We start from the raw sequence: 18,816 nt of genomic DNA, 5'->3' as shown, positions 1-18,816 counted from the left end.
GCCGTGGCCCCGCCGACGGTGGTGCACGGCATGATCGTCGGGTGCACCTCGTCCTCCACCGCGTCGACGGCGGCGTCACCGCGACGCCCCTGACCGACGCGGGGGAGCCGCTGGGCGACCCGACCCGCCTGGACGAGCCGCGCCTCCCGGCCTTCGTCGCCGCGCACGATGGACCGGACGTGCGCTGGGTGTGGGACGACACCGCCCGGTGGTACCCGGCCGTCCTCGCGGCCGGTGGCCGCGTCGGCCGCTGCACCGACCTGCGGCTCTGCCGCCGCATCCTGCGCGGGGCGCTCGCCAGCCGAGGTTCGGCGCTCGCCGCCGCCCCGCCGGACGCCTGGGACGGACCCGGCCAGGAGGCCCGCCCCACCCGACCGACGCAGGCCCGGCTGTTCGACGACGCACTGTTCGCCGTCGCGCCCGTCGACGACGTCGCCGACCCCGTCGAGGAGTTCCGCCGACAGCTCGACGCGATCGCCACCTCGACGACGCCGGGGGCGCTGCGCCTGCTGACGACCGCGGAGTCCGCGGGAGCACTCGTCGCCGCCGAGATCCTGCACGCCGGGCTGCCCTGGCGCGCGGACGTGCACGAGCGGTTGCTCGAGGAGGCCCTCGGCCCGCGCGTCCCGGCCGGGGTCCGACCCCGCCGGCTCGAGGAGCTCGCCGTGGAGATCCGCGCACACCTCGGCGACCCCGGGCTCAACCCGGACTCGCCCGCCGACGTCCTGCGGTCGCTCCGAGCAGCCGGACTCATGGTGTCGTCGACACGCAAGTGGGAGCTGCGGGAGATCGAGCACCCCGTCATCGCCCCGCTCCTCGAGTACAAGCAGCGCTCCCGGCTGCTCACCGCGAACGGTTGGGCCTGGCTCGACGAGTGGGTGCAGGACGGGCGGTTCCACCCGAAGTACGTCGTCGGTGGCGTCGTGACCGGGCGGTGGGCGGCCGACGGCGGCGGTGCCATGCAGCTGCCGAAGACGGTCCGCAGTGCGGTGGTCGCCGACGACGGGTGGGCCTTCGTGGTGGCGGACGCGGCGCAGCTCGAACCGCGGGTCCTCGCCGCGATGGCGGGGGACCGGGCGATGGCCACCGCGGGCGACGGGCGCGACCTGTACGACGGCGTGGTGGCCTCCGGCGCCGTGGAGACCCGGCAGCAGGCGAAGGGCGCGATGCTCGGCGCGATGTACGGCGCCACGCAGGGTGACGCCGGGCGGCTCGTGCCACGCCTGGCACGGGCGTTCCCGGCGGCGCTCGGGCTGGTCGACCGCGCCGCTCGTGCGGGGGAGCGCGGGGAACCCGTCACGACCCTGCTCGGGCGGACGTCGCCGGTCCCCGACGAGACCTGGTCCGCCGCCCGCAACCGCGCGTGGTCGGTGGACGGCACCCCGGCGCAGCAGCGGGCGGTCGAGGCGCAGGCCCGGAGCTGGGGACGCTTCACGCGGAACTTCGTCGTCCAGGGGACGGCCGCCGAGTGGGCGCTGGCGTGGATGGGGTCGCTGCGCACGCGGCTGGCCGCACGGTTCCCCGGGCCGGTGACGGACGGACCGCACCTGGTGTTCTTCGTGCACGACGAGATCGTGGTGCACACGCCGGTGGAGCACGCGGCGTTCGTCGCCGAGCAGGTGCGGGCGGCGGCGGCCGACGCCGGACGGCTGCTGTTCCGCGACTTCCCCGTGGTGTTCCCGCTGACCGTGTCCACGGTGCACGACTACGGGGCCGCGAAGGACTGAGCCCGTCCGCACGGTCCGGGCGCTCGCAGCGTCGACCGGGCAGGGTGGGTCGATGGAGCGACACCACGACGAGGAGCCCGCGGCGGCCGAGCGGGTCGACCGCGCTGAACGGTCGGCGGTGGCGGAGGACCGCCACGTCGGTGACCTCGACCTCACCTCGTGGCGGTCACGGGCCGGCCACACGGTCGCCGAGGGCTGGGCGGCGCTGGGCCGGCGCTACGGTGCGCTCCCGCTGCTCGTCCTGACCCTGCTCGTCGGCGTCGGGATCGCCGCGACCGCGACCTGGGCGGCGTCCGAGGTGTACGACGCCGTGCGGGCGTCCGACGACGTCGCCGTGCTCGACCGCCCCGTCCTGGACTGGATGCTCACCCTGCGCTCACCATTCGCCGACCGGGCGGTCACCTGGTGGACCGACATCGCCGGCACGATCGGGATGCCGATCGTCGCCGTCTGCTTCCTGATCGGCTTCACGGTGCAGCGTCGCGCCTGGACGCCGCTCGTGCTGCTCGTCGCCGCGAGCGGCGGATCGCTGCTCATGACGATCGCCGGCAAGGACCTGATCGGACGGGCCCGTCCGCCGCTGTCCGACGCGGTGCTGCCGTACGAGCACTCGCCGTCGTTCCCGTCCGGTCACACGCTCAACGCCACCGTGGTCGTCGGCACCATCGTCTACCTGCTCATCCTCCGCCAGTCGGGCACCGTCACCCGGGTCTGGACGATCGTGGTCGGCACGCTGTTCGTGCTGTCGATCGGCGTCTCGCGGGTGTTCCTCGGGCACCACTGGACGACCGACGTGCTCGCCGCGTGGGCCCTCGGACTGGCGTGGCTCGCGCTCGTGGTCACGGCGCACCGGCTCTACCTGACGGCGCTGCACCGCGGCGCCGAACCGGTCCGTCGCGGTGCCGACCCGGCACGCCCGGTCAGGTCGTCACGGTAGGTTCACCGGCATGGCAGATCGGGTCTTCGGCGGCAGGTACCGCGTCACCGGCACGCTCGGACACGGTGGCATGGCATCGGTCTACCGCGCCGTCGACGAGCAGCTCGGCCGCGAGGTCGCCGTCAAGGTCTTCCGGATCGGCGCCGTCGACAACGGCGAGCGCGCCCGGGCAGAGGCCGAGATCCACACCCTCGCCGCGCTCCGCAGCCCGTCGCTCGTGACCCTGTACGACGCCGCGCTCGACGACGTCGACGGTGATTCGTACCTCGTCATGGAACTCGTGCCGGGCAGCGACCTCGACACCCGCCTGCGCGAGGGACCGCTCGACACCACCACGACCGCGCGCGTCGGTGCCCAGGTGGCCGAGGGGCTCGCGGCCGTGCACGCGCAGGGCATCGTGCACCGCGACGTGAAGCCGGCGAACGTGCTGCTCGAGAGCGACGGCGAACACGTCAAGCTCGCCGACTTCGGCATCGCCCTGCTGCGTGACGCCGCGCGCGTGACCGGTACCGGCACCGTCATCGGCACCGCCGCCTACATCTCCCCGGAACAGGTCCTCGGCCGCGAGGTCACCGGCCAGGCGGACGTCTACGCCCTCGGGCTCGTGCTGCTGCAGTGCCTGACCGGCGAGCGACCGTTCCCCGGCAGCGCCGTCGAGTCCGCCACGGCACGGCTCACGCGGGACCCCGAGATCGACCAGCACCTGCCCACCGCGTGGCGGACGCTCCTGCACGTCATGACCGCGCAGGACCCGGGCGAGCGGCCGACGGCTGCCGAGGCCGCGCGACGCCTCCGTGCGCTCGAACGTGACGGCACCGCCCCCGCGACGCAGCTGCTGCCCGGCAGCCCGGGCTCGCTGACCCGCGCGGCGGGTGGTGCCGCGGGTGCGGCGGCCGGTGTCGCGGGTGCGGCGCTCGGTGCCGGCGGACCCGACGCGGCCCACGCCGACCAGGCGACCCAGGCGATGCCGACGGCAGCGGACTCCGACGACGGCGCGGACGCCGCGACGCGTGCGTACGACCGGACCGCCCCGTTCGCCCAGCCCGGTGCAGGGTCGGGCGGGCAGGACGACGTCGCGACGACGGTCCTCGGCGCGCAGCGTGGCGGCGGAGCCGCGGGGGCCGCTGCCGGTGGTGGCGCCGCCATCGGCGGGGCTGCGGCGGGTGGCGCCGCAGCACGCGGCGCGGGCGGTGCCGGCCGAGCCGGAGCGGACACCGACGAGTCGAAGCGCCGTCGCGGGCCGATCATCGCGGCGGTGGTCGTCGCACTCCTCGTCCTCGCCGGGATCGGTGTCGCGCTGTTCGCCCTGGACCGCGGCGACGAGACGCCGGCGCCGACCGGGACGAGCGAACCGTCCACCCCGACCGACGAGCAGTCCGGCGAGACGGAGCAGCAGCCGAGCGAGCCCGCGGAGGAGCCCAGCGAGCCCGCGCAGGAGCCGAGCCAGGAGCAGCAGCCGAGCGAGCCGGCGCAGGAGCCGAGCCAGCCCGCGGAGGAGCCGAGCCAGCCCGCCGACGATCCGAGCGTCGGACCCCAGCCGGGCGGGCCCGCCTCGAACCCGGTCGAGGCGCCCCAGGGCGGCAACGGCAACGGCAACGGCAACGGTCCCGGCAGCAACAGCGGCAAGGGCAAGGGAGCCGGCACAACGGACACGACGGTCGACACCACGGTCGGTTCCCTGACGGAAGGACCGGCGAAGGGCCCCGGTCGCGGCTGACGGACAGCGTTGACCGCGCGTTCACCCGACGGGAGCACGCTCGGGTCATGTCGATGAGCACACCGTTCGATCCCCAGCAGTCCGGCGCCGACGTCCCCGTGGACGGGAGCGACGAGACCGAGGTCGAGATCGAGGAGGACCGCGGCGCCGACGTCGGCCCCGACTCGGTCGACCCGAGCACCTCGCCGGTCTCCCACGAGGACGAGGACGAGGCGGGCGGCGGCCCCGTCTTCCGCCGACCGCAGGCGGGCGACCGTCTGCACCCCGACGACCTCTGACGCTGACCACCGACGGCTGACACCGGGCTGCCAGCCGCGGGCGGCATGCTCGTGCGCATGTCGTTCGCGAACGCGTGGGACCCGTCGAAGGGTCGCGCCATCCCAGAGGACCAGGTCAGCGAGGACGGGCTCGCGCTCGACGAGGAGACCGCCGCCGAGCTCGGCATCTCGTTCGACGTGGTCGGAGGTGCCTCGTCGGACCCGACCCGGGTATCGCCCGTCGACGTCCACGTGCCGAGCGCCCCGACCGCCGAGTAGCCCCCGCCCGCCGGGGCGGGCGGGGGCCGGTCCCCTCGGCTGCTCCGTCCGCGGTCAGGGGACGGTGTGCCCCGCCGCGGTCAGGACGCGGTACCACTCCTCGCGCGAGAGCTCGACGTCGGACCCGGCGGCCGAGTCCCGCACGCGCTGCGGGTTGGTCGTGCCCAGGACGACCTGGAAGTGCGCGGGGTGCCGGGTGATCCAGGCGACGGCGATGCCCGTCGGGGTGACGCCGTGCGCCGATGCGAGCTCCTCGAGCACGTCGTTCAGCTCGGCGTACTGCTCGCGGTCGCCGAGGAAGACGCCGTCGAAGAAGCCCTTCTGGAACGGGGACCAGGCCTGCAGCGTCACGTCGTTCAGACGCGCGTGGTTGAGGATGTCGTTGTCGCGGTCGATCGACTGGTCGAGTCCGGCCATGTTCGCCGTCAGTCCCTGGGTGATGACGTTGGCGTGGGTGATGCTCAGCTGCACCTGGTTGAAGGCGAGCGGCTGCCGCACCGACTTCTTGAGCAGCTCGACCTGACCGGGGGTGTGGTTCGAGACCCCGAAGTGGTGCACCTTCCCTGCGGCGTGCAGCTCGTCGAACGCCCGGGCGACCTCCTCGGGTTCCACGAGGGCGTCGGGCCGGTGCAGGAGCAGCACGTCCACGTAGTCGGTCCGCAGCGCCTCGAGGGACTCGTGCACGGACTCGATGATGTGGTCGTACGAGAAGTCGAAGTACGCGCCGTGCGGCGTCGGGCGGATGCCGACCTTGGTCTGCAGCTGGATCTCGGCGCGCTCGGACGGCGACAGGGTGACGGCAGAACCGAACCGCTGCTCGCACCCGTGCCAGACGCCGTACACGGCGGCGTGGTCGAACATCGTGACGCCCGCGTCGCGTGATGCGGCGTAGAGCTCGCGGATGTCCTCGTCGCTCATGTCGTTGATCCGCATGAGGCCGACGACGACGTCGGACGCGGTGAGGTCGGTCTGTGGCAACTCCAGTGTCTTCACGCGCTCGATCCTGCCAGCAGCGCACCCGGCGCAGACAGGCCCTGCCGGTGCCCGTCGGGGCGGGTCCGGCAGGGGCGTCCGGCGTGAGCGGGTGACGGACGGGAGGCGCGGTGCCGGACCGGCACCGAGCCTCCCGTCCGGTGCTCAGCGCGTGGGCGACGCGGCCGGGCCGAGCAGACCGAGGAACGCCAGGTCGTCCGCCACCTTGGTGATGAGTGCGTGGTCGAGCGACGGGACGTCCGGCGACCCCAGCGGGCGCACCGCCCGCACGGCCGTCGAGAACGCGTCGGCGGGGATCGCGGACCCGGCGTGCGGGGCCTCCGGAACCGCGAAGGCGTGCAGCAGTGGCAGCACCGAGCGTGCGCGGTCCTCGTCCGGCATCGCCTCGAGCGCCGACCGGAACCGGTCGACCCACTCGGCGTGGTCCTCGACGCGCTCGATCGCGTGCCCGTCCTCGACCAGCCAGTCGACGAAGGTGTCGAGCGAGACGCCGTCGTCGTGCGGGTTGACGACGTTGAACGTCCGGTGGCCGTCGATCACCGACGCGCCGATCGCATCGATCGCCGCGGCGGTGAAGTCGGCGGGCAGACCGTCGTAGTGCGAGCGCTGGACCCGACCGTCCTCGGTCCGCTGCACGAAGGACACGGGCGCCAACCCGGTGGCGAGCACGCTCCAGACCAGGCGGGTGAACACGTCGGGCAGGTTCACCTGGCCGCGCCAACGCGGGTGCGCCAGGACCATGTCGGAGCGGAACACCGCGACCGGGACCCCGTGCTGTTCGTGGGCCTCGCGGAGCAGCACCTCGCTGGCCCACTTGCTCGCGCCGTACCCGTTCGCGTACTCGTCGGCGACCGTCCACTCGGGGATGGTCGTCCGGACGTCCGCCTGCTCGTCGAGTGCTGTGGGGGCACCGGGGGCGACGTCCTCGGTCGCACTCGGACGGGCTCCGCCGGCGACTGCGACGCTCGACACGAAGGTGACAGGGACGCTCCCGGCGGCGATCGCGAGCCGGACGACCTCGGCGGTCCCGACGACGTTCGGCCCGAAGAGCGCGGTGTACGGCAGGACGTGGTTCACCAGGGCGGCGGCGTGCGCGACGAGGTCCACTCGTGCGGCGAGGTCCTCCCACCGCGGTCCCTCGAGGCCGAGCAGGTGCTCGCTGACGTCGCCGGCGAGTACCTCGAGCGACCCCGAGAGCTCGGCGAACCGGTCGGCGAACGCCGGGTCGGCCGCGAACGCGGCGTCCAGTCGACGACGGGCAGCGGCGTCGTCCGACCCACGCACGACGCAGACGAGCGTGCCGCCCACCGGTGCGAGCCGCTCGAGCCAGTCCATCGCGGTGAAGCGGCCGAGGTAGCCGTTCGCGCCGGTGAGCAGGACGGTGCGGGGCCTGTCCGCGGCGGCGCGGGATGCGCGTGCGACGGACTCGGGGACCGTACCGAGCAGGCGGTCGACGCGCAGGTCCGACGCCCGCAGCACCGTCGGGTCGGCGCCGTGCACGCGGGCGACGGTCGGGCGGTCGTCGGCGGCCGAGCGCTCGACGTACGCGGCCACCGCGGCGAGGTCGTTCGTCGGGTCGGTGATGACGCCGACGGGCACCTCGGTCTCGAACACGTCCTCGAGGACCCCGGAGAAGGTCAGGGCCGACAGGGAGTCACCGCCGAGGTCCGAGAACCGGGCGGCCGATGCGGCCTCGGTGCTGACCTCGGCTCCGAGCAGGTCACGGGCGGCACGGACGACGGTGTCGACGGTCGGTTCGTCGCCGACGTGCTCGCGCAGCGTCGCGACGAGCGTGCCGCTCTGCTGCTCGGCGACGGCGTCGTAGAGCGCGGCGAACCGGTCCCCGTAGCGGGCGGTGACCCGGGGACGGAGGAGCTTCCGGGCGTCGGAGAGCATGCCGTTGTCGACCGTGAAGGGGTCCGGCTCGACGACGAGTGCCCGCGGCACCTCGTACGGGGCGAGGTCGTGCGCGCGGGCGGTGCGCTGCAGGGCGGCGAGCAGGTCGCCCTCGGTGGCCTGCGGGTCGGCGGGCACGACGACGGCGACGAGGAACGCGTGCCGGCTGTCCCCGTGCAGGGCGATCTGCCGGACCTCCGGCGTCCCACCGTAGGTCGCCTCGAGGGCCGACACCGCGACGAACTCGCCCTGCGAGAGCTTGATGACGTTGTTCCGGCGGTCGAGGTACTCGTACGTGTCCGGACCGGTCTGCGCCATCACGTCGCCGGTCCGGTAGAACCCGTCCTCGTCGAACACCGCGGCGGTGACGTCCGGGCGACGGAAGTACCCGGGGATCACCGCGGTGCTCCGCACGAGCAACTCGCCGCGCGGGTGCGGTCGGTCGGTGGTGCGGTACCCGAGCTCGGGGACGTCGACGATCTTGTGCTCGGTGACCGGCGGCTGCTGCACCACGCCGTCGCGCAGGATGCTGCCCGCCTCGGTCGAGCCGTACAGGTCGTGCAGTGGGACGCCGAGGCACTCCTCGAGGTACGTGCGGAGCTCGGGCGTGAGCGGTGCGCTGGCGCAGACGGCCTGCCCGACGCGGCCGCCGAAGGCACGCGTCCGGAGGTCGTCCTGCACCTGTGCACGCACGGCCGCTGCGTCGGTGGCGCCGGCCGTTCCCCCGGCTCCCGCCGCTCCGACGGCTCCCGCCGCGAGCCGGCGCTGCTCCTCGCGGGCACCCTCCTGGCGGACCATCTCGGCGATCCGCGGGACGAGGACGAGCTCGGTCGGCGCGTAGACCCGGAGGTCCTCGAACAGGGCCGACAGGTCGGTCGAGGTCGCCAGTGCCACGGTCCCGCCGCGGCCGAGCGTGGCGAGCAGCGCCGCGCGACCGGTCAGGTGGCTGAGCGGCAGGTAGGCGTACCCGACGGTCACGGCGTCCGGGTGGTCCGGTGGCAGTGCGTGCCAGAGCCGCTCGACCATCGACCGCGTGTACATCGCACCCTTCGGGGTCCCGGTGCTGCCCGAGGTGTAGAGCAGCAGGGCGAGCGGGTCCTCGTCGGGCGCCGGTCGCCACGGGATCGGCTGCGGCAGGTCGCGGCCGCGGGCCACGAGGTCGGCGAGCGTCGGCAGCGCTGCCGCGTCGTCCGTGTCGAGCACGAGGGTGCGGACCTCGGCGGCGGCCGCGTCGGTGACCGCCCGGGCGGTCGCGGCCTGGTCGGCGGTGACGCCCAGCCACACCGGCGTCGTCTCGTCGACGATCGCGCGGAGCTGCTCGACGGGCGCGCTGGACTGCAGCGGCACGCTCACCGCGCCGAGCACCGAGCACGCGAGCTCGAGCGTCACGACGTCGGCGCTCGGCGGACCGAGCACCGCGATCCGGTCGCCCGGCGACACGGTCTCGCCGAGCACCGCCGCGAGTGCCCGCGCACGGTCCTGGAGTTCCCGGAAGCTCGTGTCGGTGACGGCCTCGCCGTCCCGCTGTCGGAGCGCCGGTCGGTCGGCGTACCGGTCGAACACCGCCTCGACGGAGGTGTCCTCGTCCTGCTGCACCATGGTGGTTCCTTTCTCGTTCGTCCGACGCGCCCCCGCGCGCCGCGTCTCAGCGCGCGGCGAGCACGATGCCCGCCCGCGCCGTCCCCCGGTCCACTGCCCACCGCCCGGTCGCCGTGAAGGCCGTCCCGCGACGTGCCCGGGCCGTGAAGCTCCCGTCCTGGCGCAGTTCGACGTGGGCGCCGTCGATGCCGAACCAGCCGTCGTGCGCCGACGAGCGGGCCTTCGCGACGGCCTCGGCCGCGGCGAGCAGGACGCTGTCCGGACTCTCAACCCCGGATCGCCGGAGCGCGGCGAGACCCTGTGCGACACGGACGTCCGAGACGTCCGCGATGCGCTGGAGCACCCCCGACGGCAGGGGTCGAGCCGGGGTGGCGTCGATGCCGATGCCGGCGTGCTCGTCGCGCCGGGCGACCGCGCAGGCACGCACACCGTGGCAGTGGGTGATCGTGCCGACGACGCCGTCGGGCCACCGGGGGGCGCCGTTCCGGCTCGTGGGCAGCGAGGTCACGGGGGCGCCGATCGCCGTCAGGGCGCGGCGGGCGAGCACGCGGCCGGTCCGGAACTCGGCGCGGCGTGCCGGGACGGCGTGGGCGACGGCCGCGCGTTCCTCGTCGGTGAGTGTGCCGCTCAGGTCGTGGTCGACGGCGGCGACGATCACCGAGGCAGGGAGCAGCCCCGCCAGTCCGTCCCGCCTCGAAGTTGCATATTGCAATCACACGCCGGGAAGCTCCGAGTCCCCCGAACGGGGCACGCGGCGAAGGGAGTTGACCGGCGTCGTTGCCAGCATCGCTACCGTGCCCGTCCGGAGCCGGGCCCGTCCGGGTCCGCGATCTGCTCCTGCACGGAGGCAACCCGGCGAAGTGGTCCGAAGTTGCTGACTGCACTGTGGTCTCGCGTAGGGTGGTCCGTGTTCTGCACGAGGGGGATTCTTGAGCACCACGACGACCGGGGCGTCTGCCCACCAGATCATCACCGCAGCGCTTCGCGGGGTGGATCAGTACGAGGAGCAGAGACTGCTCGATCCCCGGGGCTACTCGCGCTGGGTCGAGAGCCGCTCGCCCGACGAGTTCGGTCTCAACCGCGACCAACTGAGCCTGTCGACCCGGTTCCCCGCGGACGAGGAGACGTTCGTCGACGACGCGCTGGCGGCGCTCCGACGAGCCGGTCTCGTGGCTGCCGTCGACTACCCGAAGTCTGCGTTCGAGGACTTCCGGTCACGAGTGGACAGCGGCTGGGACCACGGGGGCCGCACGACGTACATCTTTCCGGAGGAAGCGCGACTGCTCTACGCCCTCGCGCACATCGTCGGCGGTCGACACTGGTTGTTCGGCGGCAGCTACTACGGCTACTGGGCCATCTGGGCTGCGCCGGGTGTCGCTGCCCACGGAGGGTCGCTGACGCTCGTCGACATCGACGAGGACGTCACCGCCCTCGCCGCGTCGAACTTCGCCGAGCTGGTACCGTCGGCCGACGTCCGGTTCTCGAGCGCGGACGCCACGGAACCGCTCGCTGCCGACGAGAGTGTGGACGTCTTCGTGCTCGACGCCGAGGGGCCGAAGGACCACCCCGATCCCGAACTCCGTGACAAGGCCATCTACGCGCCGATCATGCGCGCGAACACCCCCGTCCTGCGTCCCGGTGGTCTGCTCGTGGCGCACAACATGCTCCTGGACGACCACAGCGACTGCGCCTACTTCGCGGAGAAGGTCGCCCACAACCGTCGGCAGTACGCCGACTTCGAAGCGCACCTGACGGACGCCTACGACACCCGGTTGCACATCGAGAGTTCCGAGGGCGTGGGCGTCTACCGACGCGCAGGACACTGACGTGTGCGGCACCGTCGGCCTCTTCGCCGATTGCCCCCTGGCGCAGACCTGCGCCATCAGCCAGCTGGCCAGAGCAGGTTCGGCCGCGGACCCTGCACCCGAGCCGTTCCGGTCTCCGTTCGAGCCGTGGTACGAGCGCAGCGCGGTCAGGGGTGCTCCTCGTCGCGTGCTCGCACCGGTCGACCGGACGCAGGCGATGTTCTCTCCCGACCTGGTGCCCCTCCTGCAGGACGAGCGCGTCCGTGCGCGCGGGGAGGACGTCGTCCGCAGGGCGACGATCCACCAGGCACTGCGCTACCTCGAGTTCACGTCGGTCCTCGAAGCGCGGGTGGTGAACGACGTGGTGCGCGACATCATGTTCCTCGAAGCGGGCGTTGCGCTGCCGCAGACGATGGTCCGCGATGCCCACCGGATCTACACGGACGAGGCGTACCACGCGCAGTTCAGCTTCGAGCTGGCCGCGCAGATCTCCGAGCTGACCGGAGTCCAGCACGACCGCTCAGTGGTGCCGTACTTCATCCGACGGCTCCGACGGATCAAGACGGGGTTGGAACCGTCGCTGCACCGGCTCGTCGACCACTTGTTCGTCTTCGTGTCCGAGACCCTCATCACCGGATCGTTGAGCGCAGCGGCCCAGGACCCACGCGTGGCGCTCGCGGTCCGCGAGACGATGCGGGACCACGCGCGTGACGAGGGCAGGCACCACTCCTACTTCGCCGCGTACTTCGCGCGCCTCTGGGCGGCGCTCCCGGCCGAGGTGCGAGTGCAGATCGGCCCGGTGGTCCCCGACCTGATCGACGCGTTCCTGGCGCCGGACGTGACCCTTGCCAGCGTCGAGCTCGCGTCGTACGGCTTCGACGTCGACGAGGCGGACGACATCATCGCGGGGGTCGTGCGACGAGCGCACGGGGGAGCGGGCCGAACGCGGATGGCCGCTCGGACGCTGCAGTACCTCCGCGAGGCAGGTGCGGACGAGATCGACTCCGCGACGACCGCCCGGTACGAGGAAATGGGGATGGGACGATCATGACACTGCACATCCGGCCGACCGAGGAGGGCGACCTTCCCGCCCTCACCGCCATCTACAACCATGCCGTCGAGCAGACGCTCACGACGCTCGACACCGACCCGAAGTCGCTCGAGCAGATGGCTCGGTGGTTGGCGGACCACGACGGGGAGCGCTACTGCGCCGTGACGGCAGTCGACGACGGAGCGATAGTCGGGTACGCCTCGCTCTCGCCGTTCGCCCCGAGGGGCGGCTACCTCGCGAGTGCCGAGGTCTCGACCTACGTCGCACCTGAGGCGCAGGGCAGGGGGGTCGGCGCCCGGCTGACTCGCTTCGTCACCGACGAGGCCGTCCGACGCGGCTTCACGACCGTGCTCGGGATGCTCACCGCGAACAACCATGCCTCCCAGCGCATGATCGAACGGATCGGCTACGAGCCCTCCGGCGCTTGGAGCGCGATCGGGGTGAAGCACGGCGTGCTGATCGACATGCTCATGTTCCAGTACCGGATCCCCCAGAACGAAGCGGGGTTCGAGCGCCTGTGACCGTCCGGTGGCAGCCGCTCGACGGTGATCCTCACCTGCCGATCGCCTATCGGGAGGTCTGGGGGCCGAGAACGCTCCCCGGTGTGGTCGTGCTCGATCCCGAGGACGCTGCGCTCCTCCACGAGGCCGTCCCGGAGGTCCTCGACGCGCTGCTCGCTCTGCCGGAGGAGCTGATGGGCGGTGACGTCCGACGGTACGCGACCGCGCTCGGTCTCCGCGGAGCACGACGTGACTTCCTCGTCGCCGTGGGCGACATGCCGAGGGAACGGTACGGCCGAGCAGATCTCTACGCCACCGACGACGGGTGGAAGCTCCTCGAGTTCAACGTGGCCAGCGACCTCGGCGGACTCGACCGGAGCATCGCCTCGACGGCCGCGGGCGAGCTGTGCACGGCGCTCCGTCCGGAGGCGATCGACACCCTGTCGCTCGTGGCCGAGGCGCTCCGGCGGCGTTCCGCGGCGATCGGCAGGACCATGTCCAGCATCGCGATCGTCGTGGGGAGTGACTGTTCGCCGAGCATCGAGCGCATGCTGCACTCACTGCGAGCGGGGCTGGTCGAGGCGAGCGGGGTCCGTGTCGAGGTGCTCCCGCTCACCGCGCTCTCCGTCATCGGGGGCCAGGTCTCCGGAATCGACGGGCCGATCGACGTCGTCCTGCGGTACTTCACCGTCGAGCATGCGCTCTCCCCGGTCGACGGCGAGATCGTCCGGACGCTGGTGCAGGGAGCACGGGAGGGGCGACACGTCCTCTGGAGCTCGCCCAACAGCTCGCTGTTCTCCAACAAGGCTGCCTTGAGCGTGCTCTCCCGTGCGCTCGACTCGGGACGCTCGACCCTGCGTGACGCTGCGCGCCACCTCCTCGTGCCGAGCCATCCGGTCGCCGGTGCACCGTCCGGGCCCGACGGTTTCGGAGACGGGGACTGGATCCTCAAGGAAGCGACCGCAGCGGCCGGCGGAGGAACGGTCTGCTCGTGGGAGGTCGATGCACCGACGTGGGCGGCGGCCCTCGCCGACGCGGACGGGTCTGCGGTCGTGCAGCGTCGCGTCACCCCGCGGGCGGTGGACGTCTGCGGGATCGCGTACAACGTCGTCATCGGCATGTTCGTGGTCGACGGCGTCCCTGCGGGTTTCGATGCGCGCTGCGCCCCAGCCGGTTCCGGGGACGTCGTGGGTTGGGCGTCGAACGAGCGCACGCGGGTCGCGCCGGTCATCGTCAGGGGTGGCTCGTGAGCCGGTGGCGGACGGCGGAGGACCGGCCGCTGTTCGTGTACGGGTCCCTGCAGTTCCCCTCGGTCCACGGCATGGTCCTCGGACGCGCTCCGTCGTTCGAGGACCACGAGTTGCGCGGGTGGGCAGCCGTGCGTCTTGAGGGACGAGCGTTCCCTGCGCTGCTGCCTTCGCCGACGCACACGACGGGAGGTCGCCTGTTCGTCGACCTCACCCCGCACGATCGCGCCGTCCTCGACTCGTTCGAGGGTCCGTTCTACGACCTCGCCATCGTGCGGCTGTCCGACGGGACCGAGGCAGCGACGTACGTCGCGAACGAACAGGCCCCGTTGCTCCTGGAGGACGGCGCGACCACAGCGTGGTCGGCCGAGGTGTTCCGGCGCGACGGGCTCCGAGACTACGAGGCGCGGCTGCGTGTCTGGCTCTCCCGCGCGGACGACTCGGCATGATGACGAGCCATCTCGTCCGCGAGGGCGCGGTTCTGGTACGGTCCGTCGGCACGGAGCTGTTCGATGACGTTCGTGACGACGTCACCCGGCTTGTTTTGGCTGAACTTCACGCGCGCGTCTGAACGATCGACCCGGAGTCGGAACCCGACGGTGCCGGTCGCCGCCCGCCGAGCCAGCGACGGATCGATCGCGAGGCTCCGCGGTTCGTCGACGTGCTGTTCGAACGTGTCGACGAGGAGCTCGAGCGCCCGGTAGTTCTCGTCTTCGTCGAGCACCTCGGGGACACCCCAGAGGTGTGCCGTGGCGTGGTTCCAGGTCGGCACGAAGGCGCCGGCCGGGTACCAGCTCGGGGACACGTAGCCGTGGGGTCCCTGCACGACGACGAGCACCTCGCCCTCGCCGAGACGAAGCGAGACCTCGTCCGGACGCCCCACGTGGCCGAGCAGGACGATGCCGTCCTGCTCTCGTTCGTCGAGCAGGATCGGGTAGTGGCTCGCCACGAGACCGGCATCGGTGTGCGCGATGATGGTCGCCCAGGGGTTGCGGCGGATCAGGCGGCGGATCTCGTCGGACGAGTCCTCGATGAAGTGGGGGGTGTGACGCACGGTTCATGCCTCCGTTGTGTCGAGCAGGACGGTGAGCGCGCTCTCCGCAGCGCGGGCGGCACGGTCGGCTTCTGCGGGTGTGGGAGCAGCGAACTGGACGAGACCGACGACCTGGACGTTGCTCGTGGGTTCGGCCATGGCCGCGCCGGGCGACAGGTACTCCTCGAAACGGACGAAGCCCGGGCGCCGTCCGACGTCGTCGAGGCCCTTCGTACCGGCGTACCGGCCCGCCGAGCGCGGCACGAGGTACCGTGAGGCGGCGCCTGCTGCTCGGCTGGGCGTGAGGTCCGTCGGCAGTCCCGCGTGCAGTCGCATGGTCTGGAGCTGGAGGTCGATGCCCGTCGCGTGCTCGACCAGGTCCCCGATCGCGGCACCGGCCATGCGTGCGTTCACCTCGACGAGTACCGCACCCCGAGCGGTCACGCAGACCTCGACGTGGGACGGCCCGAAGTCGAACCCGATGGCGTCGAGCGCTGCGTTCGCCACCGCGATGCACTCATCGGTGATCCGCGGCGGGAGCAGTGACGGGAAGGTCTCACCGTTCTCGATGAAGTACGGGTGACCGGTGCTCCCCTTGTCGGTGACTCCGATCGTGTGCCGGTGACCCGAGCCGTCGTCGAAGGACTCGACGCTGACCTCGATGCCAGCGAGGTACTCCTCGGCGAGCGCACCACGAGCGCGCCGTTGCCCGCGCATGTCGGTTCCCGATCCCATCAGTGCAGTCAGGTGTGCCTCGGCCTCGGCCTCGGTGGCGCACAGGCGCACGCCGATGCTCGCAGCCTCCGAGACGGGTTTCAGCACGAGTGGCCACCCGAGCGTCGCGCCCACCCGAGCGAGGGAGGACGGGTCGTCCACGTACTCGGCACCGGGTACCGGGACACCCTGTTGCCGACAGTGCTCGATGGTCAGTCGCTTGTCCCGGGCGCGGTCGGCTGCCTGTACGTCGAGTCCGCGGACCCCGAGCCGAGCCGCGATCCGTGCCGCGGTCGGGACGAAGTAGTCGATGGCCGAGAACACGCCAATCACCGTGCGCCCGGCCCAGGCGGTCGCGACGGTCTCGATGCAGTGCTCCTGGTCGGCGGTGTCCACCGTGAGGACGTCGTCGACGACGGCGTCGAAGACTGCCACGTCGTCGGCGGTCCGCCGGTACAGAGCAGGGTCCCGACAGACGAGCTGTGTCGAGAACCCGAGCGCCTTCGCGTTCCGGAGCGGCTTCATGCCGAACGACCCCCGGCCGGACTCGACGAACAGGATCGTGCCCGTGTGCATCAGTCGGAACCCCCGTTTCACTGCGTCCCGTCCCGGACGGCACCGCTGCTACCGTGAAGCCGGGGGAGGAGATTCCACGATGATACGGATCTACGAGAGCGCTGACCAACTCGATGCCTCGGCATGGGACTCGATGGCAGGGGATGTCGATGTCGCTCTGTCCCACGCCGGGCTCCGCTTGGCCGAGCAGACGGCCGGTGTCGAGATGCGGTACGTCATCGCGACGGCCGACGACGGTTCGTGGTCCGGCGGGTTGCCCGTCGCGCTCGCGACGTCTGCGTCGCGCTGGGTGCTCGGACGGCCCGACGCGCTGCTCGAACGGGCACGACGGGAAGGTGAGCCCGGAGCGGGAGCGGTACTCGAGCGGTTCGGCGGATCGCCCGAGGCCGTGATGCCCTCGCTCCTGGTCGGGGGCCGGCACATGGGCAACAGCGGGATCCTGCTCGCCGAAGATGCTCCTGCGGAGACGGCAGCGGCGCTGCTGGCTGCCGCCGACGAGCTCGCCGCCGCGTTCGGAGCGCGGTCATCGAGCGCGGTGTTCGTCGGTGACGGGGACGGTCCGCTCATCGGCGCGCTGGAAGCTGCGGGCTACGCGCCGTTCGGCGAGAACCGGTACAGCAGCATGACGCTCCCGTCCGGTGGCTTCGACGGCTGGCTCGCGACGTTCGCGAAGAAGAAGCGATGGAAGATCCGCGACGAGCGTCGTCGGATCGCGTCTGCCGGGTTCCGGTCGAGGCTGGTCCCGCTCGCGGAGGCCGATCTCGGTCGACTGGCGCACCTCGAGACGCAGCTCTTGCGGAAGTACGGGCACGAATGGAAGCCGGAACACTCGGTTCCGACCTTCGAACGGGTGGCGGCCGTCTTCGGCAGCGACGCGCACGTGTCGATCGTCGAACGCGGCAGCGAGGTGGCCGGGTTCGTCATCCTGTTGCGTCTGGGCTCGAGGTGGAGTGCTCGACAGGTCGGCTTCGACTACGAGGCCCAGGGCGACCTCCCCTTGTACTTCGAGACGCTCTTCTACGCTCCCGTCGACTCGGCTCACCCCCTCGGCATCGGGCGGATCGACTACGGCCTCGGGAGTGAGGACGCGAAGGTGTCACGCGGTTGCGTCGCCGTGACGCAGCGCACGTGGGTGAAGGGTCAGCCGACGTGACACGCCAGCTGCCGTCACCACGCCTGGCCACCTTCGCTGTCGCGGGCACGATCAAAGCCGCCGGGACGGGCTTCTACTACCCGTTCTCGCTCCTGTTCTTCGCGACCGTGCTCGACACCACCTACTCGGAGATCGGGGCGGTCCTGACGATCGCCGGCCTCGTGGCGCTCCCACTCCTGCCCGCGGTCGGACGGGTCGTCGACCGCACGGGCGGGAGGGTCGCCCTCGTCACGTCCCTGCTCCTCCGAGCCGCGACGTTCGTCGTGCTCGTGGTCGCGCCGAGCTTCGCGGTCTTCATCGGGGTGGCCGTGATCAATGCGCTCGCCGCTCGCGTCGACGCGGTCGCGACACAGCTGCTCTGCGCCGAGCTACCGGAGGACGGTGGCGCCTTCCCTCGGTGGCTCGCCGTGTACCGCTCGACGTTCAACCTCGGGTTCGGGCTCGGGACGATCGCCGCGGGCCTGCTCCTCTCGGTGGACAGAGGGGTCGTGGGCAACATCGGGTTCGTCGTCGCCGCCGGTTTCTCGGTCGCGGCCGTCATGTACGCGTTCCTCAGGCCAGTCCGGGACGCTCCGGATCCGGCCCCGTCATCCGAGGGCGACCCACCGGAGGGATCGCGGCGCACGCTCGACCGGCGGTACGTCGTCCTGACGGTCGTCTCCAGTGTGACCTCCGCCGCAGGACTGTTCATCGAGTCCGCAACAGCGCCGTACCTCCTCGCGCACACATCGGCTCCCGCATGGCTCGCCGGTGTGCTGATCGCCCTGAACACCGTGCTCCTCGCCACACTGTTCGTGCCGATGGAAGCCGCCATCAGTCGTCGACGGCAGATCCGGATGCTGCGGCTCTCGTGCGTGCTCATCGTCCTGGGGTTCGTCGCACTGCCCGCCGTCGGTACCGGTGCCGCCCTTCCGGTGTGGGTGGTCGTCACGATCCTCGTCCTCGGGTTCATCGTCTACTCGGCGGGCGAGCTCGTGTCCACGCAGGTGCTCGGGGTGCTGCTCACAGCGCTCCCCGCCCCGGCTCGGCGCGGGTCCGCCCTCAGCTTCGGCCAGCTCGTCAGCGGAGCGGTCGCCGCAGTGGTGCCGTGGGTCGTCGGACTCGTCCTCGACGCGAACACCATCGCATTGTGGACGGTGGTGCTCGTGCCGATGATCGCGACGATCGCAGTCACGTACGTGCAGACCTTGCGAACGACGCTCGACGAGCCGGTCGACCTGATCATCGCACCGCCGCGACGAGCGTCGATCTGACGCGGGTAGCCGCGGAGTGAGCACGCCGACCGGGGTCCACGACGTGTTCGGCAGTTAGTTCTTCCCTCCGGTCTCTCCC

General features: G+C 72.1%; 17 protein-coding genes. 12 read left to right on the top strand and 5 right to left on the bottom strand.

Annotation, left to right across the window (positions count from 1 at the left end; translation table 11 throughout):
- Window positions 1-41 precede the first annotated feature (41 nt).
- The 5 genes from DEJ22_RS15240 to DEJ22_RS15220 are packed head-to-tail and all read left to right on the top strand — an operon-like array spanning window position 42 to window position 4,917.
- Window positions 42-1,727: a bifunctional 3'-5' exonuclease/DNA polymerase gene (locus tag DEJ22_RS15240; RefSeq protein ID WP_111227307.1), complete on the top strand. Its 1,686-nt coding sequence runs from the start codon at window positions 42-44 to the stop codon at window positions 1,725-1,727.
- Window positions 1,728-1,779: 52 nt separating this feature from the next.
- Entirely contained in the window at window positions 1,780-2,664 is an 885-nt protein-coding gene (locus DEJ22_RS15235) for a phosphatase PAP2 family protein (RefSeq protein ID WP_111227308.1), read from the top strand.
- A 10-nt stretch (window positions 2,665-2,674) separates the two neighbouring features.
- Window positions 2,675-4,381 (top strand): serine/threonine-protein kinase, encoded by a 1,707-nt coding sequence (locus tag DEJ22_RS15230; protein WP_111227309.1) that lies wholly within the window; start codon window positions 2,675-2,677, stop codon window positions 4,379-4,381.
- A gap of 53 nt (window positions 4,382-4,434) precedes the next feature.
- Complete coding sequence (locus DEJ22_RS15225) at window positions 4,435-4,659, top strand: hypothetical protein (protein ID WP_146241763.1); 225 nt, start codon at window positions 4,435-4,437, stop codon at window positions 4,657-4,659.
- Between the two features lie 57 nt (window positions 4,660-4,716).
- Complete coding sequence (locus tag DEJ22_RS15220; RefSeq protein WP_146241764.1) at window positions 4,717-4,917, top strand: hypothetical protein; 201 nt, start codon at window positions 4,717-4,719, stop codon at window positions 4,915-4,917.
- A gap of 54 nt (window positions 4,918-4,971) precedes the next feature.
- Here DEJ22_RS15220 and DEJ22_RS15215 read toward each other — a convergent pair whose 3' ends face one another.
- From DEJ22_RS15215 to DEJ22_RS15205, 3 genes are all read right to left on the bottom strand, one after another.
- Window positions 4,972-5,910 carry an aldo/keto reductase gene (locus tag DEJ22_RS15215; protein ID WP_111227312.1) on the bottom strand — a complete coding sequence of 313 codons (939 nt, stop codon included), beginning with the start codon at window positions 5,908-5,910 and terminating at the stop codon, window positions 4,972-4,974.
- A gap of 144 nt (window positions 5,911-6,054) precedes the next feature.
- Complete coding sequence (gene car / locus DEJ22_RS15210; protein WP_111227313.1) at window positions 6,055-9,405, bottom strand: carboxylic acid reductase; 3,351 nt, start codon at window positions 9,403-9,405, stop codon at window positions 6,055-6,057.
- Window positions 9,406-9,451: 46 nt separating this feature from the next.
- Complete coding sequence (locus DEJ22_RS15205; protein ID WP_258379626.1) at window positions 9,452-10,063, bottom strand: 4'-phosphopantetheinyl transferase family protein; 612 nt, start codon at window positions 10,061-10,063, stop codon at window positions 9,452-9,454.
- A gap of 271 nt (window positions 10,064-10,334) precedes the next feature.
- On the opposite strand from DEJ22_RS15205, the gene DEJ22_RS15200 reads away from it, so the two are divergent.
- The 5 genes from DEJ22_RS15200 (at window position 10,335) to DEJ22_RS15180 (ending at window position 14,457) form a co-directional block, all read left to right on the top strand.
- Window positions 10,335-11,231 (top strand): O-methyltransferase, encoded by an 897-nt coding sequence (locus tag DEJ22_RS15200; RefSeq protein WP_111227315.1) that lies wholly within the window; start codon window positions 10,335-10,337, stop codon window positions 11,229-11,231.
- Window positions 11,232-11,397: 166 nt separating this feature from the next.
- Window positions 11,398-12,261 (top strand): diiron oxygenase, encoded by an 864-nt coding sequence (locus tag DEJ22_RS15195; RefSeq protein ID WP_111227316.1) that lies wholly within the window; start codon window positions 11,398-11,400, stop codon window positions 12,259-12,261.
- Window positions 12,258-12,782 carry a GNAT family N-acetyltransferase gene (locus tag DEJ22_RS15190; protein WP_111227317.1) on the top strand — a complete coding sequence of 175 codons (525 nt, stop codon included), beginning with the start codon at window positions 12,258-12,260 and terminating at the stop codon, window positions 12,780-12,782. The genes DEJ22_RS15195 and DEJ22_RS15190 overlap by 4 nt, the downstream gene beginning before the upstream one ends.
- Before the next feature lie 83 nt (window positions 12,783-12,865).
- Window positions 12,866-14,011, top strand: coding sequence for a hypothetical protein (locus DEJ22_RS15185; RefSeq protein WP_146241765.1), 1,146 nt, complete (start codon window positions 12,866-12,868; stop codon window positions 14,009-14,011).
- Window positions 14,008-14,457 carry a gamma-glutamylcyclotransferase family protein gene (locus DEJ22_RS15180; RefSeq protein WP_111227319.1) on the top strand — a complete coding sequence of 150 codons (450 nt, stop codon included), beginning with the start codon at window positions 14,008-14,010 and terminating at the stop codon, window positions 14,455-14,457. Before DEJ22_RS15185 ends, DEJ22_RS15180 begins: the two co-directional genes overlap by 4 nt.
- Here DEJ22_RS15180 and DEJ22_RS15175 read toward each other — a convergent pair.
- Window positions 14,406-15,062: an FMN-binding negative transcriptional regulator gene (locus tag DEJ22_RS15175; RefSeq protein WP_111227320.1), complete on the bottom strand. Its 657-nt coding sequence runs from the start codon at window positions 15,060-15,062 to the stop codon at window positions 14,406-14,408. The two genes, DEJ22_RS15180 and DEJ22_RS15175, sit on opposite strands and share 52 nt — an antisense overlap.
- Window positions 15,063-15,065: 3 nt before the next feature.
- The gene (locus DEJ22_RS15170) at window positions 15,066-16,331 is read right to left on the bottom strand and encodes an ATP-grasp domain-containing protein (RefSeq protein ID WP_111227321.1); all 1,266 of its coding nucleotides are present in this window, start codon (window positions 16,329-16,331) and stop codon (window positions 15,066-15,068) included.
- Between the two features lie 178 nt (window positions 16,332-16,509).
- Here DEJ22_RS15170 and DEJ22_RS15165 point away from each other — a divergent pair, with 178 nt between their 5' ends.
- The gene (locus DEJ22_RS15165; protein ID WP_181430827.1) at window positions 16,510-17,484 is read left to right on the top strand and encodes a GNAT family N-acetyltransferase; all 975 of its coding nucleotides are present in this window, start codon (window positions 16,510-16,512) and stop codon (window positions 17,482-17,484) included.
- Window positions 17,481-18,737, top strand: a complete 1,257-nt coding sequence (locus DEJ22_RS15160; protein ID WP_181430829.1) for an MFS transporter — start codon at window positions 17,481-17,483, stop codon at window positions 18,735-18,737. The genes DEJ22_RS15165 and DEJ22_RS15160 overlap by 4 nt, the downstream gene beginning before the upstream one ends.
- Window positions 18,738-18,816 lie beyond the last annotated feature (79 nt).

Source organism: Curtobacterium sp. MCSS17_007, from assembly GCF_003234175.2.
Taxonomy (GTDB): Bacteria; Actinomycetota; Actinomycetes; order Actinomycetales; family Microbacteriaceae; genus Curtobacterium.
Note: the sequence above shows the minus strand (reverse complement) of the source record. Positions and strands in the feature narration are given on the sequence as shown.